The 21,697-nt window shown below is 65.7% G+C and carries 21 protein-coding genes; 20 read left to right on the top strand and 1 reads right to left on the bottom strand.

Annotated features, from left to right (window positions below):
* Positions 1 to 140 precede the first annotated feature (140 nt).
* The 8 genes from ACZL02_RS02645 to ruvB all read left to right on the top strand — a co-directional run bounded on the left by ACZL02_RS02645 (position 141) and on the right by ruvB (position 4,765).
* Positions 141 to 890, top strand: coding sequence for a YebC/PmpR family DNA-binding transcriptional regulator (locus ACZL02_RS02645; RefSeq protein ID WP_472938635.1), 750 nt, complete (start codon positions 141 to 143; stop codon positions 888 to 890).
* Positions 891 to 1,040: 150 nt separating this feature from the next.
* Positions 1,041 to 1,559 carry a crossover junction endodeoxyribonuclease RuvC gene (gene ruvC, locus ACZL02_RS02650; RefSeq protein WP_472933731.1) on the top strand — a complete coding sequence of 173 codons (519 nt, stop codon included), beginning with the start codon at positions 1,041 to 1,043 and terminating at the stop codon, positions 1,557 to 1,559.
* Between the two features lie 71 nt (positions 1,560 to 1,630).
* Positions 1,631 to 1,900, top strand: coding sequence for an AbrB/MazE/SpoVT family DNA-binding domain-containing protein (locus tag ACZL02_RS02655; protein WP_472938636.1), 270 nt, complete (start codon positions 1,631 to 1,633; stop codon positions 1,898 to 1,900).
* Positions 1,881 to 2,294 carry a type II toxin-antitoxin system VapC family toxin gene (locus ACZL02_RS02660; RefSeq protein WP_472938637.1) on the top strand — a complete coding sequence of 138 codons (414 nt, stop codon included), beginning with the start codon at positions 1,881 to 1,883 and terminating at the stop codon, positions 2,292 to 2,294. Before ACZL02_RS02655 ends, ACZL02_RS02660 begins: the two co-directional genes overlap by 20 nt.
* Positions 2,291 to 2,914, top strand: coding sequence for a Holliday junction branch migration protein RuvA (gene ruvA, locus ACZL02_RS02665; protein WP_472938638.1), 624 nt, complete (start codon positions 2,291 to 2,293; stop codon positions 2,912 to 2,914). The genes ACZL02_RS02660 and ruvA overlap by 4 nt, the downstream gene beginning before the upstream one ends.
* Positions 2,915 to 2,985: 71 nt before the next feature.
* Positions 2,986 to 3,246 (top strand): AbrB/MazE/SpoVT family DNA-binding domain-containing protein, encoded by a 261-nt coding sequence (locus ACZL02_RS02670; RefSeq protein WP_472938639.1) that lies wholly within the window; start codon positions 2,986 to 2,988, stop codon positions 3,244 to 3,246.
* Positions 3,243 to 3,644, top strand: coding sequence for a type II toxin-antitoxin system VapC family toxin (locus tag ACZL02_RS02675; RefSeq protein WP_472938640.1), 402 nt, complete (start codon positions 3,243 to 3,245; stop codon positions 3,642 to 3,644). The genes ACZL02_RS02670 and ACZL02_RS02675 overlap by 4 nt, the downstream gene beginning before the upstream one ends.
* 71 nt (positions 3,645 to 3,715) lie before the next feature.
* Positions 3,716 to 4,765: a Holliday junction branch migration DNA helicase RuvB gene (gene ruvB, locus ACZL02_RS02680; protein ID WP_472938641.1), complete on the top strand. Its 1,050-nt coding sequence runs from the start codon at positions 3,716 to 3,718 to the stop codon at positions 4,763 to 4,765.
* 373 nt (positions 4,766 to 5,138) lie between these two features.
* Here the strand turns inward: ruvB and ACZL02_RS02685 are convergent, their stop codons facing one another.
* Complete coding sequence (locus tag ACZL02_RS02685; protein WP_472938642.1) at positions 5,139 to 7,340, bottom strand: esterase-like activity of phytase family protein; 2,202 nt, start codon at positions 7,338 to 7,340, stop codon at positions 5,139 to 5,141.
* Between the two features lie 109 nt (positions 7,341 to 7,449).
* On the opposite strand from ACZL02_RS02685, the gene ybgC reads away from it, so the two are divergent.
* The 12 genes from ybgC to ACZL02_RS02745 all read left to right on the top strand — a co-directional run bounded on the left by ybgC (position 7,450) and on the right by ACZL02_RS02745 (position 21,459).
* The gene (gene ybgC, locus ACZL02_RS02690; RefSeq protein WP_472938643.1) at positions 7,450 to 7,899 is read left to right on the top strand and encodes a tol-pal system-associated acyl-CoA thioesterase; all 450 of its coding nucleotides are present in this window, start codon (positions 7,450 to 7,452) and stop codon (positions 7,897 to 7,899) included.
* Between the two features lie 246 nt (positions 7,900 to 8,145).
* On the top strand, positions 8,146 to 8,853 hold the full coding sequence (gene tolQ, locus ACZL02_RS02695; RefSeq protein WP_472933907.1) for a protein TolQ: 708 nt from the start codon (positions 8,146 to 8,148) through the stop codon (positions 8,851 to 8,853).
* 87 nt (positions 8,854 to 8,940) lie between these two features.
* Entirely contained in the window at positions 8,941 to 9,390 is a 450-nt protein-coding gene (gene tolR / locus ACZL02_RS02700; RefSeq protein ID WP_472933724.1) for a protein TolR, read from the top strand.
* 10 nt (positions 9,391 to 9,400) lie between these two features.
* Positions 9,401 to 10,537 carry a cell envelope integrity protein TolA gene (gene tolA / locus ACZL02_RS02705; protein ID WP_472938644.1) on the top strand — a complete coding sequence of 379 codons (1,137 nt, stop codon included), beginning with the start codon at positions 9,401 to 9,403 and terminating at the stop codon, positions 10,535 to 10,537.
* Positions 10,538 to 10,634: 97 nt separating this feature from the next.
* Entirely contained in the window at positions 10,635 to 11,945 is a 1,311-nt protein-coding gene (gene tolB / locus ACZL02_RS02710) for a Tol-Pal system beta propeller repeat protein TolB (protein ID WP_472938645.1), read from the top strand.
* A 274-nt stretch (positions 11,946 to 12,219) separates the two neighbouring features.
* Positions 12,220 to 12,762, top strand: coding sequence for a peptidoglycan-associated lipoprotein Pal (gene pal / locus ACZL02_RS02715; RefSeq protein WP_472938646.1), 543 nt, complete (start codon positions 12,220 to 12,222; stop codon positions 12,760 to 12,762).
* A 216-nt stretch (positions 12,763 to 12,978) separates the two neighbouring features.
* The gene (ybgF, locus tag ACZL02_RS02720) at positions 12,979 to 13,962 is read left to right on the top strand and encodes a tol-pal system protein YbgF (RefSeq protein ID WP_472938647.1); all 984 of its coding nucleotides are present in this window, start codon (positions 12,979 to 12,981) and stop codon (positions 13,960 to 13,962) included.
* Positions 13,963 to 14,039: 77 nt separating this feature from the next.
* Positions 14,040 to 15,347, top strand: coding sequence for a tRNA lysidine(34) synthetase TilS (gene tilS / locus ACZL02_RS02725; protein WP_472938648.1), 1,308 nt, complete (start codon positions 14,040 to 14,042; stop codon positions 15,345 to 15,347).
* A 125-nt stretch (positions 15,348 to 15,472) separates the two neighbouring features.
* Positions 15,473 to 17,398, top strand: a complete 1,926-nt coding sequence (gene ftsH, locus ACZL02_RS02730) for an ATP-dependent zinc metalloprotease FtsH (protein WP_472938649.1) — start codon at positions 15,473 to 15,475, stop codon at positions 17,396 to 17,398.
* Between the two features lie 213 nt (positions 17,399 to 17,611).
* Complete coding sequence (gene glmM, locus ACZL02_RS02735) at positions 17,612 to 18,961, top strand: phosphoglucosamine mutase (protein WP_472933717.1); 1,350 nt, start codon at positions 17,612 to 17,614, stop codon at positions 18,959 to 18,961.
* 286 nt (positions 18,962 to 19,247) lie between these two features.
* Entirely contained in the window at positions 19,248 to 20,078 is an 831-nt protein-coding gene (locus ACZL02_RS02740; protein ID WP_472938650.1) for an outer membrane protein, read from the top strand.
* Positions 20,079 to 20,283: 205 nt separating this feature from the next.
* On the top strand, positions 20,284 to 21,459 hold the full coding sequence (locus ACZL02_RS02745; protein ID WP_472938651.1) for a phosphoserine transaminase: 1,176 nt from the start codon (positions 20,284 to 20,286) through the stop codon (positions 21,457 to 21,459).
* Positions 21,460 to 21,697: the final 238 nt, after the last annotated feature.

The raw sequence follows: 21,697 nt of genomic DNA on the forward strand, positions 1-21,697 counted from the left end.
TCAAGGGTGTGCTGGAGCGCGAACAATACCGTCTGACCCTTGCAGTGCGTCATGCGGGCGGCGCGAAGCGTTCTGGACCTTTGGCGCGCGATTTTTTATAGCTTCGCGATCATCCGACGACACGACGAGACAGGTGCCCCATGGCAGGTCATTCCCAGTTCAAGAACATCATGCACCGCAAGGGGCGTCAGGACGGCATCAAGTCGAAGCTGTTTTCCAAGCTCGCCCGCGAGATCGTCGTGGCTGCCAAGGCCGGCTTGCCTGACCCCGACATGAACTCGCGCCTCCGCCTGGCGATCAACAACGCCAAGGCGCAGTCGATGCCGAAGGACAACATCGAGCGGGCGGTCAAGAAGGGCTCCGGCGCCGATGCCGAGAACTACGACGAGGTCCGCTACGAGGGCTTTGGGCCGGGCGGCGTCGCCGTCATCGTCGAGGCGCTGACCGACAACCGCAACCGCACCGCTTCGAACGTGCGCTCCTACTTCACCAAGTCCGGCGGTGCGCTGGGCGCCACCGGCTCGGTCTCCTTCATGTTCGATAAGGTCGGCGAGATCGTCTTCGCGCCGAAAGCCGGCGGCGACGATGCGGTGATGGAGGCGGCGATCGAGGCCGGCGCGGATGACGTGGTCTCCGACGAGGAAGGCCACACCGTCACCACCAGTTTCGAGAGCCTCAACGAGGTGTCGAGCGCGCTCGAGGCGGCGCTCGGCCCCAGCGAGAGCGTCAAGATCGTGTGGCGCCCGCAGAACGGCGTGCCGGTCGACGAGGAAAAGGCGGAAAGCGTCATGCGCCTCATCGCCAATCTCGAGGACGACGACGACGTGCAGAGCGTCTACGCGAACTTCGAGGTCGACGACGCGTTGATGGCGAAGCTGTCGGCGGCCTGATCCGGGCATCCCGCCCCGGTGGGGGTCGGCAACAGTGGGACACGACGGTGATCGGTTCGTCCGATCTCCGGCTTGTTGGCGATTTGTTCCACTTCGTTCACTCTTTGTCTGCTATCTCCGGATGATTCGAGGTGGCAAGGGGAGAGTAAAGTGTTGCAGCGAGCGGTCATCCGCATCATCGGCATCGACCCCGGCCTGCGCCGGACCGGCTGGGGCGTCGTCGAGAGCATCGGCAATTCCCTGAGTTTCGTCGCGGCGGGGACCGTGACCTCCGACGCGACGCTCGATCTCGCCTCGCGGCTCTGCCAGCTCTACGAGGGGCTCAGCACCATCGTGCACGGCTACAAGCCGGACGAGGCGGCGGTGGAGCAGACTTTCGTCAACAAGGACGCGGTCGCCACGCTGAAGCTCGGCCAGGCCCGCGGCATCGCCATGGTCGTGCCGGCGTTGGCCGGTCTGAAGGTCGCGGAATACGCGCCGAACGCCGTCAAGAAGGCGGTGATCGGCGTCGGCCACGGCGACAAGAAGCAGATCCATATGATGGTCAAGGTGCTGATGCCGCGCGCCACCTTCGACACCGAGGACGCTGCCGACGCCCTTGCCATCGCCATCTGCCACACTCACCACCGCCAGTCCGCCGCCGCCCGCGCGGCGTTCGAGAAGCTCTGATGTTCTTGACTTGTTCTCTTGGGCTGCGTAGGTAATACCGACAAGGTATTACTCGACGCCGAGGGGTCGCGATGAGGGTGACGGAGAAGGGCCAGGTGACCATCCCCAAGGCGATCCGCGATCGGCTGGGCATCAAGCCTGGCAGCGAGGTCGAGTTCATCGAGCGGGCGCACGGCGTCGAGATCGCCCGCCGCCAGCCGTCCTCTGACCGGCAGCTGCTGCGGCAGCAATTCGACTTCCAGATCGAACAGATGCGCGGCACGATCGATACCGGCGGTCTCGATGGAAAAGCCTATGTCGACGACATGAGGGGAGCGCGCGATGACCTCGACTCTCATTGATACCAACGTCTTTATCGACATGCTGGGGGACGGGCCGATGTTTGAGCCGTCGGTCGAAGCGGCGATCGACGGATTGAGGAATGGGGCGGTCATCATCAGCGCCATCGTCTGGTCGGAACTCGCCTTTGCCGATGTCGGGGAAGCGCATCTTCTGGAACGTCTGGCGTGGCTCAAGCCGCGGCGTGAGGATTTTCCGGTCGCGGCCGCTTTCCCTGCAGGTCTTGCGCAGGCCCGCTACCGCCGGCGGGGCGGTCGCCGGGAGCGGACCTTGCCGGATTTCCTGATCGGCGCCCATGCGCTCGTCGGAGGGCATCGACTGCTGACCCGCGATGCCCCCCGCTACCGCAGCTATTTCCCGGACCTCGACATCATTTCCCCGGAGACCCACACGTGATCGGAAAGCTGAAGGGGACGATCGACGAGATCGGCGAGGATCATGTCGTGGTCGACGTGCACGGGGTCGGCTACATCGCCTTCTGCGGCGCCCGCACGCTCGGCGCAATGCCGGGCCCGGGCGAGGCGGTGGTCCTCTTCATCGAAACCTACGTGCGCGAGGACATGCTGCGGCTCTACGGCTTTGCCAGCGACCTCGAGCGCGGCTGGTTCCGCCTCCTGCAGAACGTCCAGGGTGTCGGCTCCAAGGTGGCGCTGGCCATTCTCGGCACGCTGTCGACGGGCGAACTCGCGAGCGCCATTGCCTTGCAGGACAAGGCGATGGTCTCCCGCGCCCCGGGCGTCGGCCCGAAAGTCGCGGCCCGCATCGTCGCCGAGCTGAAGGACAAGGCGCCTGCCTTCGCCGGCGCACTCGACGCCCCCGCCATGGACCTGAAGCGCAATCTCGGCGACGGCCTCGCCCCGGCGCCGATCACCGACGCGGTCTCGGCGCTCGTCAACCTCGGCTATTCCCGCGAACAGGCCGCGACGGCCGTGTCGGCCGCGCTGAAGGGCGCGGGCGAAGAACCGAGCTCGGCGACGCTGATTCGCCTGGGCTTGCGCGAGCTCGCCCGGTCGTGACGGGTAGGGGCCCCCATGCTACTCCTTACCGCGAAGAAAGTAAGGAAGTGGGCGGGGTCGCGATGGCAACGATGGGAACGGTGACCTCGAAGGGCCAGACGACGATCCCGAAGGCTGTGCGGGATCAACTGGGGCTCGACGAAGGATCTCTGATCGAGTGGAAGGTGGACAATGGTCGCGCCGTTGTCATCCCGCGCAAGGAACGGATTTCCGACATGGCGGGCATTCTGGGGCGCCCTCCGAAAGGCGCGGGGCTGAAGGTCGAGGACATGGACGACGTGGTGGCGGCGGCCGTGTCATCGCATGTTCTCGACGAAGACGCAGGCGGATGAAGCCGAGCGGGGTCGACACGAACGTGCTTCTGCGCCTGTTCGTCGATGACGACAGCCTCCAGACACAGCTGGCGCGGGCTTTCTTTCAGTCGCGGTCGCCGCAGACCCCGGTGCAGGTGAGCTGGATCGTTCTTGTCGAACTCGTCTGGACCCTCCGCTCGCGCTATGGATACGCCATGCCGGACATTCTCGACGTGGTCGCCGGCCTTTGCCAACGGCCGGGCGTCCGGGTCGACAGGCTCGATCTCGTCCTCGGTGCCGTCGAACGGGCACGGGCGGGAGCCGGGTTTTCGGATGCCCTCATCGCTCTCGGCAATGAAGCCGCTGGATGCGATCGAACGCTGACCCTTGACCGCGACGCCAGCCGACAGCTCGAACCCATGGTACTGGTTGCGTAAACCGGTCTGGCGGACTTCCTCAGCTCAATGGCCAGTGATGTGCCGCTTTCAAACCTCTGCGAGGCAATTTCTTGACTGAGCCCACGCGCCTGCTCACCCCCGAACTCAGCGGCGACGATGCCGACAGCTCGCTGCGCCCGCAGCGTCTTGACGAATTCGTCGGGCAGGCGGCGGCGCGGGCCAATCTGAAGGTGTTCATCGAGGCGGCCAAGGGGCGGGGCGAGGCGCTCGACCACGTGCTCTTCGTCGGGCCGCCGGGCCTTGGCAAGACGACGCTCGCGCAGATCATGGCCAAGGAACTCGGCGTCAATTTCCGCTCGACCTCCGGCCCGGTCATCGCCCGCGCGGGTGATCTCGCGGCGCTCCTCACCAATCTCGAAGACCGCGACGTGTTGTTCATCGACGAGATCCACCGCTTGAACCCGGCGGTGGAGGAAATCCTCTATCCCGCCATGGAGGATTTCCAGCTCGACCTCATCATCGGCGAGGGGCCGGCGGCGCGCTCGGTGAAGATCGACCTCGCAAAATTCACTCTTGTCGCCGCCACCACCCGCGTCGGCCTGCTGACGACGCCGTTGCGTGACCGCTTCGGCATCCCGGTGCGGCTGAACTTCTATACGGTCGAGGAGCTCGAACTGATCGTCAAGCGCGGCGCCCGGATCATGGGGCTGTCGCTGTCAGACGACGGTGCCCGCGAGATCGCACGACGGTCGCGCGGCACGCCCCGCATCGCCGGGCGCCTGCTGCGCCGGGTGCGCGACTTCGCCCATGTGGCGGAGGAGGGCATCGTCGACCGCAAGATCGCCGATGCCGCACTGACGCGGCTCGAGGTCGACAGCCTCGGCCTCGACCAGCTCGACCGGCGCTATCTCGACCTGATTTCTCTGAACTTCGGCGGCGGCCCGGTCGGCATCGAAACCATCGCGGCCGCCCTGTCGGAGCCGCGCGATGCGATCGAGGACATCGTCGAGCCCTATCTCCTGCAGCAGGGGTTCCTGCAGCGGACGCCGCGCGGCCGCGTGCTGACCGCCCACGCCTTCCGCCACATCGGCCTCGCGGTTCCGCAGGGCTGGCAAGGCGCGCAGACGACGCTGTTCGAAGATGCGCCGGACGTTGATTGATTTGAGGGCTGGGGCGGGGCGGCGCGATGAAGCGGTAATGAAAGCCTTTGCTGGCGGCTTCCTCTTTCGGCGGTTGAGGTTCGCGCTCTCCGTTCGCCTCGTCATCCTCGGGGCCTTGGCCCCGGGGACCCATGCCATGACGGGGCCGCGCTGCTCCGGTACCGAACCGGCGCGGCAACGCCGAGGCATGGGTCCCCGCGCTGGCGCGCGAGGATGACGAGCGGTGAGGTTGGCGGTGAAACGCCGTGCTTGCTAGACCCCGTGCATCCAATTGGATGCACAAAGGACGCTCTATCTCTCTGAAACGAAAGCATCTTTCTTTGATTGGGCAAGTCTACCCAATCGCAGCATGCTCTAGCGCCCGGTCTTTTGCTCAGTTCAGCGACGCCGACTTCTCCGTCGTCTTGCCGACCTGGAAGAACAGCGTCTCGCCCGACGAGTCGTCGACGCCGTCATTGTCGGTGACGATGGTCATCAGGCCGTCCTGATCGATCGCGTGGCCCTCGACCTTATCGACGACATAGCCGTTGGTCGCCGACTTCAGGGCCGGCAACAGATCGCGCACCAGTTCCTTCTTCACCACCGGCAGGCTGCCTCCAAGCGGCGCAGGCTTGAGGTCGGCGATGGCGACGCGGGTGATCGTCTTCAGCTTGGCGGTCTGGCCGATGCCGTTGTCGCGCTCGATCAGGTAGACGTGGTCGCCATGCGCGGTGATCTCGGACAGGCCGGTCCACAGACCGTCTTCGGCTGCATCGAGCGGGTAGAGCACGGCGCCCCAGGTCTTGGCGGCCGGGTCGTAGGAGACGAGCTTGGTCTGGTTCTTCGGGTCGTTCTTCCACGGCCGCTGGATGGCGAGCCAGATCTTGCCGTCGACGAGGGTCACGCCCTCGGTGCCGAAGCGGGTCTCGCCATCCAGCAACTCCTTCGGAAAGGCGATCTCCTCGATGATCGCGCCCTTGGCGTCGACGTGCAGCAGCGCGTGCGGCACTTCCTTTTCGGTGTTGCCCTCGCTGCCGAGCCAGAAGCCGCCCTTGCCGTCGAGCGCGATGCCCTCGAGGTCGAGCTTCTTGGCCGGCTTGCCGTCGCGGGTGACGACGGTGGTGGCGGTGATCTTCGCCGGCTTCTGGGATGCGTCGACGGTGTAGATGCTGGGCGCCGACGAATAGACGGAGTCGCTGATCGCATAGAACTGGTTCGGCGTGTCCGCCGCGACGAGGCCGGAGAGGGCGCCGAAACCCTGGATCTTGCCGTCGACGTCCTGGCTGACGATCTGCGGATACGCGGGCGTGCCCTCGGCGCGCCCGTAGAGCATCACATGCGAGCGGGCTGCGCCGTCCTCGACGAGATCGCTCTCGTTGGCGGTGACGAGAAGGTTGCGGGACGCGATGGTCGTCGCGCCTTCCGGCGCGATGCCCGACGGCAGGATTTGCGTCAGGACGGGCTCATTGCCGGTGTCCTTATAGACGCCGACGACCGAGCCGCGCTCGGAGAGGACGAACAGGAAATCCTCGCCGTCGAAAGTGCCGGTGGCCAAGCCTTCGGGCTCGATGCCCTTCTTGTCGGCGCGCTTGTCGGGGAAATGCCCGAGGCGGGCGACGGCCTGCTCGAAGGACGGGCCGGACTCGTAGGAGATGCTGCCGTCGCGGTTGTAGATCGTGAACGAGCGCGTGCCGCCCTTCCAGTCGCCCTCGTTGGCGGCGGCGATGCGGTCGCCCTTCAGCCATTTGACGGTGTCGGGCTCGCGCGGACGCGCCTCGACCGATCCGGAGAAGTCGAGCTTGCCGTCCTTTGCCGTGTCAACGCCCTCAAGTGCGAGGCTGCCGGCCGAGAAATGCGAGGTCACCGTGCCGGTCTTGCCGTCGACGATGACGATATGGTTGTTTTCCTGCAGCGAGACGACGATCTCGCCTTTGGCGTTGATGTCGACGAATTCCGGCTCCGGATCCTCGGGCGAGATTTCGGCAAGGCCGGTCATCTCGATTTTCCTGAGGCCCGCGCAGTCCGGCGTGCCGTCGGCGGAGAGCGGTACGGTGACGAGGAAGCCTGCGGGCATCTGCGGCAGGGCACCGTCGTTCAGATCCTCGTCGCGCTCGTTCTCGATGGCGATCGCGGCAAAGCTGCCGTCCGGCGCGACGGCGACCGAGTCCGGCTGGCCGCCGAGTTCGCAGACCGGGCTCTGCGCCTTCGTGGCGATGTCGACGGCGCCGAGCTCTCCCGACGGATTGGCCTTGGTCTCCGATGTCCGGAAGCCGACGAGCGCCTTGCTGCCGGCGAAGGCGACCGATGTCGGCTCGCCCTCGAACTTCACGTAGCCGCCGGCCTTGGGTGCCTTCGGGTCGGTGATGTCGACGAAGCCGATGCCGCCATGCGGACTGTCGGAGTAGACCAGCGTCATGCCGTCCTGCGAGGCCGAGACGATCTCCGAGGATGTCGGGGTCTTCGGGTCGGTGCCTTCCGGCAGGTTGCTGGCGACGGGAAACGAGGCGATCCGGTTGAACACGGGTTCGGCCGCGGCCGCGAGTGCGGTGGACGCCAGCAGCAAGGCGGCAAGGGATGCGGTCTTCGGGAAGGTCATCGTTGCTCTCGGGATAGCGGAAAGGTCGTGGTCCCTAAGCAGCTCTGCGTGACAGGGCGATGACACCCTCCGGCATGACAAATCCCGTGCGATCTCTTATTGCGGCGGCATGACCGATCATCTTTCCGGACGGCTGACCGATTACGGCCATGCGCTCGACGTGCGCGTCTATTTCGAGGACACGGACTTTTCCGGTGTCGTCTACCACGCGCGCTACCTGCACTTCCTGGAGCGCGGACGGACCGACTTCCTCCGGCTGAAGGGCATCGGCCACCGCGAACTGGCGGAGGGCGCCTTCGGCGAGCCGATGGCCTTCGCCGTCCGCCACATGGAGATCGACTTTCTGCGGCCCGCCCGGATCGACGATGTGCTGACCGTCGAGACGCGCACGGTTCTGCTCGGCGGCGCGCGGATCATTCTCGACCAGCGGATTTTCGCAGGCGGAACGATGCTGGTGGAAGCCAAGGTGAAGGTCGCCGTGATCTCGCCCGAAGGCAAACCACGCCGGATGCCCGAGGCGGTTTCGGCCATTCTGGAGCGGCCGCTGCCGCTGCCGTGACGGCACCGCAACAATTCGCAACGATTGCTTAACGTTAATGCTGTTTGAATAGCCGGGCTCAAAGCGCTGATGTCGCTTGCCATTCTTTCGCTTGATTCAAATTGTTAGAGCATGGCGGGTCTTCTGAAGCACTGAGCCTAACAGCGGAACGGACAGGTGGTCCGGGACGACGATGGTGCATCGCGGTCCACACGGCCGCACGGCTGCTTCAGCGGCATCGATTCGAGGGTCAATCGCATGAACGAGATCGCGCAGAGCGCTTTGGCAGCTCCGGAGCACGGCGTGGGACTTTGGGATCTGTTCTGGCAGGCCGGCTTCATCGTGAAGATGGTGATGCTCGGGCTGCTGATGGCCTCGGTCTGGACCTGGGCGATCATCGTCGACAAGACCATGCGCTTCGGTGCTTTCCGGCGTCAGCTGAACACGTTCGAGAACAATTTCTGGTCCGGTCAGTCGCTGGAGGAGCTCTACCAGACCCTCTCCGAGCGCAAGACGACGGGCATGGGTGCCCTGTTCGTTGCCGCCATGCGCGAGTGGAAAAAGTCCTTCGAGAAGGGCGCACGCTCGCCGATCGGCCTGCACAACCGCATCGAGAAGGCGATGGACGTCACCCTGGCGCGGGAGATGGACAGCCTGGAGTCGCGCCTCGGCTTCCTCGCCACCGTCGGCTCGGCCGGCCCCTTCGTCGGTCTGTTTGGCACGGTCATCGGCATCATGACCTCGTTCCAGGCGATCGCTGCCTCCAAGCAGACGAACCTTGCCGTCGTCGCACCCGGCATCGCCGAGGCGCTGCTCGCCACGGCCATCGGCCTCGTCGCGGCGATCCCCGCGGTTATCGCCTACAACAAGCTGTCGGCCGATGCTGGCAAGCTCGGCATGCGCCTCGAGGCCTTCGCCGACGAGTTCTCGGCGATCCTGTCGCGTCAGATCGACGAGAAGACCCCGGCGCGCTGAACGCCCGACGACACGCGAGCGCCACTGCGGCGCTCTCAAGCTGACACGATCGGAGCGTAGAGCTTCGAGGGCGAAGGAGCCGACGATATGGGCATGTCCACAGGCGGAGCGGCATCGGGCGGTTCCCGTCGGCGCAGACGCCGCGGGCGGGGGCCGATGAGCGAGATCAACGTGACGCCGATGGTCGACGTCATGCTGGTGCTGCTCATTATCTTCATGGTCGCCGCGCCGATGCTGACGGTCGGCGTTCCGCTGGAGCTGCCGAAGACGGCGGCGAAGGCGCTCAACGCCGAGACCCAGCCGATCAGCGTCTCCGTGCGCGGAGACGGCATGGTGTTCATCCAGGAGACCGAGATCGCCGAGGCCGAAGTCGTTTCCAAGCTCACCGAGATCGCCAAGACCGGTTACCAGGAGCGCATCTTCGTGCGCGCCGCCAAGGACGTCGACTATGGCAGCGTGATCCGCGTCATGGCGCTGATCTCGGCCGCCGGCTTCACCAATATCGGTCTCGTCACCGATACCGAAACCACGAGCTGATCGAACGGCTATGAAGTCCGGCCTCGTCACATCCTCCGTCCTGCACGTCGCGCTCCTCACCTGGGGTCTCTGGTCGATCTCCGGCCCGAAGCCGCTTGACGCGAGCTATGCCGAGGCGCTGCCGGTCGAGATCATCCTGTCGGACCAGTTCGAGGGTGTGAAGGGCGAGAAGAAGGCGCCGGTCTCCGAGAAGCCGGCACCGACCCCGACGACGCGCCCGGCCACGCTGCCGATGCCGGCGGAGAACACCGGCGACAACGAGGCGGACCTCGACACCCCGCCGACGCCCGACAAGACGCGCAACGTGACCCCGCAGACCGGTGGCGCGAAACCCGTCGCGCAGCCGAAGGTCGAGCCGAAGCCCGAGCCCGAGGCGCCGAAGGTCGCGGAGGCCCCGCCGCCGCCGCCGAAGCCGCCCGAGCCGAAGCCTGAGCCGGTGAAGGAAGCGGCGAAGCCGACGCCGCCGAAGGAAGTCACGCCCGAGATCGATCCGCTCGCCGAGATGATCGCCGAGGACAAGACCGAGCCGACGCCGGAAGAGCAGCCGAAGCCCGAGCCGGCGCTCGAGAAAGTGCCGGTGCCGGCTGCCAAGCCTCGTCCGCCGACCCCGGTGAAGGTCGCCGACGCCAAGCCCGCGGAGACCAAGACCGAGACCCCGAAGCCGGCCAAGCAGAACAAGTCCGACTCCAAGAAGCCGAGCGAAGCCGACAGCGATTCCGACTTCGAGGCGATGGCGGCCGCCGTGATCAACAAGCAGAAGGCCGCCGGCGGCGGAGCCAAGCGCTCGACCGAACAGGCCTCGCTCGGCAGCGAGCGCACGACCGGCACCAAGCTGTCGCGCAGCCAGCTCGGCGAGATCCAGGGGCTTTTGAACGAGCAGATGCGGCGCTGCTATTCCGTGCCGGCGGGTGGTGCAGAGCCGGATTCGCTGAAGGTCTCGATCAAGATCCAGTTCGATCCGTCCGGCGGCCTCGTCGGCGCGCCGGAGATCGTGCGCGGCGGGGGCGGCTCGGGTGCCGAGCGGATCGCGGCGGAAGCGGCCGTGCGCGCGATCCGTCGCTGCGCCCCGTTCAACCTTCCGGCCGAGATGTATGCCGGCGGCTGGGAAGAGACGACGCTGAATTTCGACCCGAGCGCGATGTATTGAGAACCTGAGGCCTTGTCGCGGCGCGGCAGGGCACGAGATCGAGGCGCATGTCGACCCGCTCGGCTGTTCCCTCTACCCGAGTTGATGAAGGTCTGACATGAAAAGAGAACTCAAGCTGCTGTTCGCTGCGCTGGCGCTGTTCGTTGGTGCGACAGCGACGCTGACGCCGGCGTCCGCCGCCATCGAGATCGATATCACCAGCGGCAACGTCGATCCGCTGCCGATCGCCATCAACACGTTCCAGGCCAGCGGCAAGATCGGCCAGCAGATCAGCCAGGTGGTCACCGCCGACCTGAACCGCACCGGGCTGTTCAAGCCGATCGACCCGTCCGCCTTCATCCAGAAGGATCTGGGTCCGGATGCCGCGCCGCGCTTCGCCGACTGGACGGTCATCAATGCCCAGGCGATCGTCACCGGCAAGGTCACGCCCGAGGCGGATGGTCGGCTGCGCGTCGAGTTCCGGCTGTGGGATACGTTCGCGGGCACCCAGCTCGACGGTCAGCAGTTCTACACCACCCCCGACAACTGGCGCCGCGTCGCCCATATCATCGCCGACGCAATCTACGAGCGGCTTACCGGCGAGAAGGGCTATTTCGACACCCGCATCGTCTTCGTCTCGGAGAGCGGTCCGAAGACCGCCCGCGTCAAGCGGCTGGCGATCATGGACCAGGACGGCGCCAACGTGAACTATCTCTCCGATGGTTCCGACCTCGTGCTGACCCCGCGTTTCTCGCCGAACCGCCAGGAAATCACCTACATGTCGTTCGGCAAGTCGGAGCCGCGGGTCTACCTCCTGCAGCTTGAGACCGGCCAGCGCGAGGCTGTCGGCAACTTCCCCGGCATGACCTTCGCGCCGCGCTTCTCGCCGGACGGCCAGAAGGTGATCATGAGCCTGCAGCAGGATGGCAATGCCAACATCTACGCGATGGACCTGCGCTCGCGCGCCACGACGCGGCTGACCTCGACCACCGCCATCGACACGGCGCCGTCCTATGCGCCGGACGGCTCGCGGATCGTCTTCGAGAGCGACCGCGGCGGGCGCCCGCAGCTCTACATGATGGGCACCGACGGCTCCGGCCAGCAGCGCATCTCGTTCGGCGACGGCTCCTACTCCACCCCCGTCTGGTCGCCGCGCGGCGATCTCATCGCCTTCACCAAGCAGACCGGTGGCCAGTTCCAGATCGGCGTCATGCGGCCCGACGGCTCGGGCGAGCGCATCCTGACCTCGGGCTTCCACAACGAGGGCCCGACCTGGGCGCCGAATGGCCGAGTCCTGATGTTCTTCCGTGATCCGCAGGGCGGCGCCGGCCCGCAGCTCTACTCGATCGACCTCACCGGGCGGAACGAGCAGAAGATCGGAACGCCGGGCTACGCCTCGGACCCGGCCTGGTCGCCATCGCGGGAGTAGACTGCGCGTTATCGCGCAGGTGAATTGACCGCTTGCCAGAATGACGACGCCCGCGCAGTGATGCGCGGGCGTCACTGTTTGCAGCAGAACGAACGCGGTTGAACGGTGCGACGGCGGTTCTTGCCCGCCTGCCTTCATGCGGACTCAAAAGGCTGTGCAGGCAGGGGAATCGTCAATTCGATTCAGTGTTTCATTGCCGGCGTTTACTCGGTCTTAAGTCTGTTCAGCGTAAACGTCTGGTAACGACAACATATCAAATACGAAGGAGCTGGCCATGAGCCGGATCGCTGTTTTGGCCCATAGCCGCATTGCCCTTGCCCTCATGGCCGCCCTGGCCGTCGCCGGTTGCGCGAAGAAGAACGGCGGCCTGCCGGACAATGCCTCGGGTCTTGGTCTGGACGGAGCCGGCGGTGCCGGTGGCCTGAACGGCCGCGGCGGCAATGCCGCGCCGGGCACCAGCCAGGACTTCACCGTCAACGTCGGCGACCGCATCTTCTTCGACACGGACTCCTCGGTCGTCCGCGCCGATGCCCAGCAGATCCTCACCGCCCAGGCGCGCTGGCTGAACCAGTACTCGCAGTACTCGATCACCGTCGAAGGCCATGCCGACGAGCGCGGCACCCGCGAGTACAACCTGGCGCTCGGCGCCCGCCGCGCTGCCGCGACCCGCGAGTACCTGGCCCGCCAGGGCGTCTCCGGCAACCGGATGCGCACCATCTCCTACGGCAAGGAACGTCCGGTCGCGGTTTGCGACGACATCTCCTGCTGGTCGCAGAACCGTCGCGCGGTCACCGTGCTCAACGGCGCCGGCAGCTGATCGCTCGCCGACCGACTACCTGGATGAAATGACGTGGCGGCCCTTCGGGGCCGCTTTCGTTTGTGCCCGATCTTGGTAAAGATGCCACGCGATATGTCGGCCAGCACCGGCGTGCCGGCCCAACTTTGGCCAAGTCGATCTGCCCAGAATGGTATCGCTGCCGTCCGGTATGCCGGGGTGGCCTGCCTCTCGGCGGCTCAAGGAGAATATGCGGGAATGAAGATGTTGAAGCTGGCCCGCTGGGCGACGACGCTTCTGTTGCTCGGCGCAGCCATGCCGGCCCAGGCGCTGACCTTGCCTTTCGGGCTCGGCAAGGATGAGCAGGCAGCGGAGCGCCGGGCTCCTGCGGTGCAAGCCGAGGCACCGGTGCGCTACGCCCAGGCGAGCGACCCGATCCAGCGTATCAACCAGCTGGAAGAGGATAACCGCAGGCTGAACGGCAAGCTCGAGGAACTGTCCTTCCAGGTGCTGCAGCTGCAGGAGCAGCTGCGCAAGACGCAGGAAGACAACGAGTTCCGCTTCCAGGAGATCGAAGGCAAGGGCAGTGCCGCGCCCGGCAAGCGCAGCGAGGCGGCCCCGGCAACGGCAGCTCCCGCTGCCCCCACCGCGACGGCTCAGCTCCCCGCACGTGCGCCGGCGACGGCCACCGCCTCCGCGACCCCGCCGCCCGCCGGTGCCGCGCCGAACGGGGACGCGATCGGCGATCTCCTCGGCGATGGCGGCCTCGATACGTCGGGCCTCGGCGCCGGTACCGGTGCCGCTCCGTCGCGCGCGACGGCCGGCTCGGGCTCGTCGACGGTCGCCACCGTCAGGCCGAACGGGGCAGGGGAGATGTACGATCTCGCCTACAACTACATGCTGGCGGGCGACTACCAGCTCGCGGAATCTTCGTTCCGGCAGTATGCCGACACCTATCCCGATGCCAAGGACGTGCCGGACGCGAAGTACTGGCTGGGCGAGAGCCTCTTCCAGCAGCAGAAATTCACCGATGCCGCCGAAGTCTTCCTTGGCGCACAGAAGAGCTACCCGAAGAACCCGAAGGCGCCGGAGATGATGCTGAAGCTCGGCATGTCGCTGGCCAAGCTCGACAACCGCGATACCGCCTGCATCACCTTCCGCGAAGTCAGCAAGCGCTACCCGCAGATGAGCGCCAACGTGAAGAAGAAGCTGCAGGCGGAATCGGCCGCCAGCAACTGCTGAGCCTGCCTGCCACAATCCCGGCGACCTCGGTCGAATGCCCGCCCTCGGCGCTTTGGCCAGAGCTTGCGCGCGATCGGTTGTCGGCCTCCCTCGGCTTTCTCCCCAATATCAGACCCGACGCGACCAGAACGATCGTCCTCGCCGTCTCCGGCGGTCCGGACTCGCTGGCGCTGATGTCGGCGGCAGCTGCCTATGGTGAGGCAGGAACGCGTTTTCATGTGGTGACCGTAGATCATGGCCTCCGGTCCCGGTCGGCCGAGGAGGCCCTCTTCGTTGGCCGCCTCGCGCGCGGGCTGGGGCTGGCGCATTCGGTCCGGCGCTGGGAGGGCGACAAGCTGGCCGGCAATCTGCAGGGCCGCGCCCGCGATGCCCGCTATCGCCTTCTCACGGAAGCCGCACGCGACCTTGGCGCTGAGGCGGTGATGACCGCCCACCACCAGGACGACCAGATCGAGACCCATCTTTTGGCCGCCGCGCGGAAATCCGGTGACCGCGGTCTCGCCGCCATGCGGCCGGCACGGGCACTGGCGCCCGGCCTCGTCTTGCTGAGGCCCTTCCTCGGCGTGCCCGGCGCTCTCCTCAAGGCCGCGGCCGCACCCCTGCAGCCGGTCGACGACCCCAGCAACCACGACCGCCGCTACGACCGCGTCCGGCTTCGCGGCACGTTGGCGTCAGGCGGGTTCGACCGCGCTGCGATGCTCTGCCGCATCGAACACCATGGCACCGTCCGCGACCGTCAGGACGCGCAGCTCGGCGGCCTGATCGGCGGTCTCCTCGCCGATGGCCGTCTCGACGTCGACCCCTGCGGCACGCTGACGCTCGATGCCGCGGCCTTCGCGGACCTCGACGGCGTTCTCGGCTTCGAACTTTTGGCCCGGATCCTGCCGGCCGTCGGCGGAACCGCCTATCCGCCCGAGCGCAAGGCGACGGCACGGCTGCAGGCCTCCCTGCTGACGGTGCGGGCGGGCAATGAACGGCAGGTTCAGACACTCGGCGGCGTCATCGTGGAGGCGGGGAGGCGCATCGTTTTTCAGCGTGAGTTCGGAAGGGTCGGTCCGGCTTTTTTCGCTGTGTCGCCGCACCATCGCCATGCCGTCTTCGATGGCCGTTTCGACGTCGACTGGCCGGCGTTCGCCGGGGCCGCCCGCTTTGTCGCGTTGGGGAGCCTTGGACGCGGCAATGCGACACAGCGCTGCTTGCCGGTCCTCGTCGGCCCCTCCGGCGATCTCCTGGCCGTGCCCGAGGTCCTGTACGACAAGCTCGGGGCCGGCCTCCCGGTTCTCGGCCTTTGTCAGCGCGTTTCCTGGCGTCTAGCCGCCGACCTCCCAGAAACTTGCGCAACGGACAATCCGCGGAATTCTCGCGTCTACGATCCTTTGCATTAACTCCGGGGCCGCAAATCGCGGCAAAAGCGCCGAAGCCTGTTGGCAAGGGACAGCCGGGCTCCTATCTTCTGCGGGAGCGTTGGCGCGGTCTCATGACGCCAGCGGCGTGAATCTCAGGACCTCAAATGAACCAGAATTTTCGCAATTTCGCGCTGTGGGCCATCATTGCGCTGTTGTTGATCGCGGTGTTCCAGTTGTTTTCGGGCAACTCGCAATCCGCCGGCGCGACCGATGTCGCCTATTCCAAATTTCTGAGCGACGTCGACGCGGGTCGCGTTCGGTCCGTCACCATTCAGGGACCGCGGATTTCGGGTAGCTACACCGATGGCGCAACGCCATTCCAGACTTATGCGCCTGGCGATCCCAACCTGATCCAGCGGCTCGAGTCGAAGAACGTCGCGATCACCGCGACCCCGCCGAGCGACAATTCGAACCCGATCTGGTCGATGCTGCTGTCCTTCGGCCCAATCCTCCTGATCCTCGGCGTCTGGGTGTTCCTGATGCGGCAGATGCAGGGTGGTGCCGGTGGCAAGGCGATGGGCTTCGGTAAGTCGAAGGCAAAGCTCCTGACCGAAGCACACGGCCGCGTCACCTTCCAGGACGTCGCCGGCGTCGACGAGGCGAAGCAGGATCTCGAGGAGATCGTCGAATTCCTGCGAGAGCCGCAGAAGTTCCAGCGTCTCGGCGGCAAGATCCCGCGCGGCGTGCTGCTCGTCGGCCCTCCCGGCACGGGTAAGACGCTGCTGGCCCGTTCGGTCGCTGGCGAAGCCAATGTGCCGTTCTTCACGATTTCCGGTTCCGACTTCGTGGAAATGTTCGTCGGCGTCGGCGCCAGCCGCGTGCGCGACATGTTCGAGCAGGCCAAGAAGAATAGCCCCTGCATCATCTTCATCGACGAAATCGACGCCGTCGGTCGCCATCGCGGCGCCGGTCTCGGCGGCGGCAACGACGAGCGCGAGCAGACGTTGAACCAGCTTCTCGTCGAGATGGACGGCTTCGAGACGAACGAGGGCATTATCCTCATCGCCGCGACTAACCGTCCCGACGTTCTCGATCCAGCGCTGCTTCGCCCAGGCCGTTTCGATCGCCAGGTCATGGTGCCGAACCCGGATGTCGGCGGCCGCGAGAAGATCCTGAAGGTGCACGTGCGCAACGTGCCGCTGGCCCCGAACGTCGACCTGCGCACCATCGCCCGCGGCACGCCCGGCTTCTCCGGTGCCGATCTTGCCAACCTCGTCAACGAGGCGGCTCTGATGGCCGCCCGTCGTTCGAAGCGCCTGGTCACCATGCTCGAGTTCGAGGATGCCAAGGACAAGGTGATGATGGGTGCCGAGCGTCGCTCGATGGCCATGACCGAGGACGAGAAGGCGCTGACCGCCTATCACGAGGCCGGTCATGCTCTGGTCGGCATTCACGAGCCGTTCAACGACCCGCTGCACAAGGTGACAATCATCCCGCGCGGCCGTGCCTTGGGCGTGACGATGAACCTGCCGGAGCGCGACCGCTACGGCATGCGCAAGAACGAGATGGAAGCGCGTCTCGTGATGATCTTCGGCGGTCGTGCCGCCGAAGAGATTATCTACGGCCTCGACAACGTCACGACGGGAGCCTCCAACGACATCCAGCAGGCGACCAACATGGCCCGCGCGATGGTGATGGAGTACGGCATGAGCGAGAAGCTCGGCCGCCTGCGCTACCGGCAGAACCAGGAGGAAATTTTCCTTGGCCATTCCGTATCGCAGCAGCAGAACATGTCCGAGGACACCTCGCGGATGATCGACTCGGAGGTGCGCGGCATCATCGAGGCGGCCGAGAACAAGGCGCGCAAGATCCTGAACGAGCATCTCGACGAACTGCACATCGTCGCCAAGGGACTGCTCGAGTTCGAGACGCTTTCGGGTGACGAGGTTCGCGACCTGATCGCCGGCAAGACGCTGGCCCGCGACATGGGCGATGATACTCCGCCCTCGCGCGGCTCGGCTGTCCCGAAGACCGGATCGTCGCCGCGGCCGAAGCCTGAGGCTGGCCTGGAGCCGCAGCCCACCGCCTGACGGTGGACATAAACGGCAGATACAGGACGGGCGTTGGGCCCAACGTTGAAGCGGCCTCCGGGCCGCTTTTTCGTTGTGGTGTGGAAGGCTGAACGCTCGGCGGTAAGGCCAGCGAGATATACTGACATTCTATTTTACTTTTTGCGGCATGCTCGGCGCCTTACAGCCATCTCCAATGGCGGCAGACGTCTCTACCCTTTTCAAGGAACAGCCATGACGAGGAAGTTTTTCGGCACCGACGGCATCCGGGGTACCGCAAACACCTATCCGATGACGGCCGAGATCGCGATGAAGGTCGGGATGGCCGCCGGTATCGCCTTCCGCCGCGGCGACTATCGCCACCGTGTGGTGATCGGCAAAGACACCCGGCTTTCCGGCTACATGATCGAACCCGCCCTCTGCGCCGGCTTCACCTCCGTGGGTATGGATGTCCTGATGCTCGGCCCGATGCCGACGCCGGCGGTGGCCATGCTCACCCGGTCGATGCGGGCCGATCTCGGCGTGATGATCTCGGCCTCGCATAATCCGTTCGAGGACAACGGCATCAAGCTGTTCGGCCCGGATGGGTACAAGCTCTCGGACGAGATCGAGGCGAAGATCGAGCACCTCGTCGGCGAGGACATGTCGCGGCAGCTGGCGACCGGCGAGCGGCTTGGCCGCGCCAAGCGCTACGATGATGGCGGGCGTGACCGGTACATCGAATTCGCCAAGCGCACCTTGCCAAAGACGCTGACGCTCGACGGCCTGAGGATCGTCATCGATTGCGCCAACGGGGCCGCTTACAAGGTGGCGCCGGAGGTGCTGTGGGAGCTCGGGGCCGAGGTGGTGAAGCTCGGCGTCGACCCGAACGGCGTCAACATCAACAAGGGTTGCGGCTCCACCAGCCCGGCGGCGCTCTGCGCCAAGGTGCGTGAAGTGCGCGCCGACATCGGCATCGCCCTCGATGGCGACGCCGACCGCGTGCTGATCGCCGACGAGAACGGCGAGGTTGTCGACGGCGACCAGATCATGGCGGTCATCGCCGAGTCCTGGCAGGAGGACGGGCGGCTCGCCGCGGGCGGCATCGTCGCCACCATCATGTCCAATCTCGGGCTCGAGCGTTTCCTCGGCGACCACGGCATGGCGCTGGCGCGCACCAAGGTCGGCGATCGCCATGTGGTCGAGCACATGCGCCAGCACGGCTACAATGTCGGCGGCGAACAGTCCGGCCACATCATCCTGTCGGACTACGGCACCACCGGTGACGGTCTGATCTCCGCCCTGCAGGTGCTGGCCGTGGTGCGCAAGAGCGGTCGTCCGGTGTCGGAAGCCTGCCGCAAGTTCGAGCCGGTGCCGCAGATCCTCAAGAACGTCCGCTTCTCGACCGGCGAGCCACTGGAAAAGCCGCAGGTGCAGTCGGCCATCACCGCCGGGCGCGAGCGGCTCGGCAATTCGGGGCGTCTGGTCATCCGTCCGTCGGGCACCGAGCCCCTCATCCGGGTCATGGCCGAGGGTGACGATCCCTTGCTGGTGCGCAGTGTCGTCGACGATATCGTCGGCGCCCTCGGCCAGGTTGCCGCTTAAGTCGCACGTAGCGACATCGCCTTCAGCGAGATGACAGGACATTTGAACCAGGCGCCGGCAACGTTTGCCGGCGTTGCCCGGTGGGCTTGCCCGGGAGGTGGCGGCCGGTCAAGTGGCGGCCCGACAACACCGGGGCGCCATCCTTGGCTCCCTATGCTTTAAACTTCGCTAACGAACGCGGTAAACAAACACAGTTAATCTCCAGTTAAGTTTTCTCCTCCACATTGCAGCCAGTCAGTTCGGGAATCTCCCGGTGCAAGGTTGTCAGAGGAAGAGAGCAACGGCGATGAAGACGCTTATCAAGGTACTGTTGCTGGGCGTTGTCGGGTTCATTCCCCTCGCAAACGTCGCCGTCGCGGCCGACATGATCGAGCCGACCTATGACGAAGTGCCGGAGATCGTGCCGGTCGAGATCGGCTCCGGCTGGTACCTCCGCGGCGACGTCTCCTACGACTTCAAGTCGAAGACCGACGGCAACTACCGCACCTACGCTCCTCCGGGCTCGGTCGCGTGCGGCGTCGATTGCGGCACCGGCTACGACACTCAGGAATACGACAGCTGGAAGTTCGACGCCGGCCCGGATGTCGGTCTCGGTTTCGGTTACCAGTTCACCGACTACTTCCGCGGCGACCTGACCGCACACTACTGGCAGGCGGACGTCGACGGCCGCAACGAGGGCGAGAACTGCCAGCTCGGCTTCTGCGGCTCGGTCGAGACCAGCAAGGCCAAGGCCTGGGAACTGATGGCGAACGCCTATGTCGACCTGGGGACTTTCGCCGGCTTCACGCCTTACATCGGCGGCGGCGTCGGTGCGGTCAACGTCAGCTATGACGATTTCAAGTCGACCAACTACGCGGCCGGCCAGGACTTCGATACCATCACGCTGGAAGGCGAGAACTCCTGGCGCTTCGCCTACGCCCTGATGGCAGGCGCTTCCTACGACCTGACGCAGTCGCTGAAGCTCGATGTCGGCTACCGCTACGTGAATGTCGATGACGGCGACATGTTCGGCTTCGACGATTACACCGCCGGCCTCGGCGCCACGGGCGTCCAGGGCCGCGACAACGGCTTCGACCGTCACACGATCACCGCCGGCCTGCGCTACTCGCTCTTCTAGACCGAGCGTCGGCTAAGAACCGGATATGCCGAACGGCGGGGGGAAACCCCTGCCGTTTTTGCGTTGGCGGGGAAGGCGTCCCGCGGCCTCCTGAAATCTCTGGCTTCACACAACTGACGCTTGACGGCGGCCTTGGAGAAGCATAGCCCGGTCAGTGGGACACATCCCCCCAACGGGATGCAATCTATCTGTGAGGATAGCAGAGATGACAAACACTACGAAGCCGGACATCCGTCCGGCCAATCCTCGATTTTCGTCCGGCCCCTGCGCCAAGCGCCCCGGATGGTCGCTCCAGGCGCTCGAAGATGCAGCGCTCGGCCGCTCGCACCGCGCCAAGGTCGGCAAGACCAAGCTCCAACAAGCCATCGACGAAACCCGCGAAATTCTCGGCGTCCCCGCCGATTATCGTATCGCCATCGTCCCCGCCTCAGATACCGGCGCGGTCGAAATGGCCATGTGGTCGCTGCTCGGCGCCCGCGGCGTCGACCTCGTCGCATGGGAGAGCTTCGGCGCCGGCTGGGTCACCGATGCGGTCAAGCAGCTGAAGCTCGCCGACGTCCGCACGCTGGAAGCCGGCTATGGCGACATCGTCGATTTCGCGACCGTCGACTTCGACCGCGACGTCGTCTTCACCTGGAACGGCACCACGTCGGGTGTGCGCCTGCCGAACGGCGATGCGATCCCGGCCGACCGCCAGGGCCTGACGATCTGCGATGCGACCTCGGCCGCCTTCGCGCAGGACCTGCCCTACGACAAGCTCGATGTCGTCACTTTCTCCTGGCAGAAGGTGCTGGGCGGCGAGGCCGCGCACGGCATGCTGATCCTCAGCCCCCGCGCCGTCGAGCGCCTCGTCACCTACAAGCCGGCCTGGCCGCTGCCGAAGATCTTCCGCATGACCTCGGGCGGCAAGCTGATCGAGGGCCTGTTCAAGGGCGAGACGATCAATACCCCGTCTATGCTTTGCGTCGAGGACTACCTCGATGCGCTCGGCTGGGCGAAGACGGTCGGCGGCCTCGACGGCCTGAAGGCCCGCGCCGACGCCAACCTTGCGGTAATCGAGCGCTTCGTCGACGCCAACCTGTGGCTCGGCTTCCTCGCGACCTCCAAGGCGATCCGCTCCAACACCTCCGTCTGCCTGCAATTCGTCGATCCCGCGATCGTCGCACTACCGGCTGATGCGCAGGAAGCCTTCGCAAAGAGCGTCGTCGCGATGCTGGAGAAGGAGGGCGTCGCCCTCGACATCGGCGCCTACCGCGACGCCCCTCCGGGCCTCCGCATCTGGTGCGGCGCTACCGTCGAGGCCTCCGACCTCGAGGCCCTGATGCCGTGGCTCGCCTATGCCTACGCGGCACAGAAGGCGACGCTGGCTCAGGCGGCCTGAAGACGCAGAGCGCTTGCTACGTTTGAATTGATCCGTCCACCTTGGACCTCGTCATCCCGGCCTTCAGCTCTGCGAAACCATTGGTTTCGCCGGGATCCATTCCTCTCCGTATCCGCATCACTCCGATGCAGAACGTAAGGTCCACCCGTGTGACCTCGTTGAGCGATTTGGAATGGATCCCGGCTCAAGGCCGGGATGACGAGGCCGGGGTTGGTCCGAGTCTCCAAACTCCCCGATT

It is taken from the genome of Mesocryomonas fontinalis (assembly GCF_055730125.2).

Bases quoted from the DNA above. Each gene is read 5' to 3' on its own strand.
- ACZL02_RS02645 (WP_472938635.1), top strand. From the start codon at position 141: ATGGCAGGTCATTCCCAGTTCAAGAACATCATGCACCGCAAGGGGCGT.
- ACZL02_RS02655 (WP_472938636.1), top strand. From the start codon at position 1,631: ATGAGGGTGACGGAGAAGGGCCAGGTGACCATCCCCAAGGCGATCCGC.
- ACZL02_RS02660 (WP_472938637.1), top strand. From the start codon at position 1,881: ATGACCTCGACTCTCATTGATACCAACGTCTTTATCGACATGCTGGGG.
- ACZL02_RS02670 (WP_472938639.1), top strand. From the start codon at position 2,986: ATGGGAACGGTGACCTCGAAGGGCCAGACGACGATCCCGAAGGCTGTG.
- ACZL02_RS02675 (WP_472938640.1), top strand. From the start codon at position 3,243: ATGAAGCCGAGCGGGGTCGACACGAACGTGCTTCTGCGCCTGTTCGTC.
- ACZL02_RS02685 (WP_472938642.1), bottom strand. From the start codon at position 7,340: ATGACCTTCCCGAAGACCGCATCCCTTGCCGCCTTGCTGCTGGCGTCC.
- ybgC (WP_472938643.1), top strand. From the start codon at position 7,450: ATGACCGATCATCTTTCCGGACGGCTGACCGATTACGGCCATGCGCTC.
- tolR (WP_472933724.1), top strand. From the start codon at position 8,941: ATGGGCATGTCCACAGGCGGAGCGGCATCGGGCGGTTCCCGTCGGCGC.
- tolA (WP_472938644.1), top strand. From the start codon at position 9,401: ATGAAGTCCGGCCTCGTCACATCCTCCGTCCTGCACGTCGCGCTCCTC.
- tolB (WP_472938645.1), top strand. From the start codon at position 10,635: ATGAAAAGAGAACTCAAGCTGCTGTTCGCTGCGCTGGCGCTGTTCGTT.
- pal (WP_472938646.1), top strand. From the start codon at position 12,220: ATGAGCCGGATCGCTGTTTTGGCCCATAGCCGCATTGCCCTTGCCCTC.
- ybgF (WP_472938647.1), top strand. From the start codon at position 12,979: ATGAAGATGTTGAAGCTGGCCCGCTGGGCGACGACGCTTCTGTTGCTC.
- ftsH (WP_472938649.1), top strand. From the start codon at position 15,473: ATGAACCAGAATTTTCGCAATTTCGCGCTGTGGGCCATCATTGCGCTG.
- glmM (WP_472933717.1), top strand. From the start codon at position 17,612: ATGACGAGGAAGTTTTTCGGCACCGACGGCATCCGGGGTACCGCAAAC.
- ACZL02_RS02740 (WP_472938650.1), top strand. From the start codon at position 19,248: ATGAAGACGCTTATCAAGGTACTGTTGCTGGGCGTTGTCGGGTTCATT.
- ACZL02_RS02745 (WP_472938651.1), top strand. From the start codon at position 20,284: ATGACAAACACTACGAAGCCGGACATCCGTCCGGCCAATCCTCGATTT.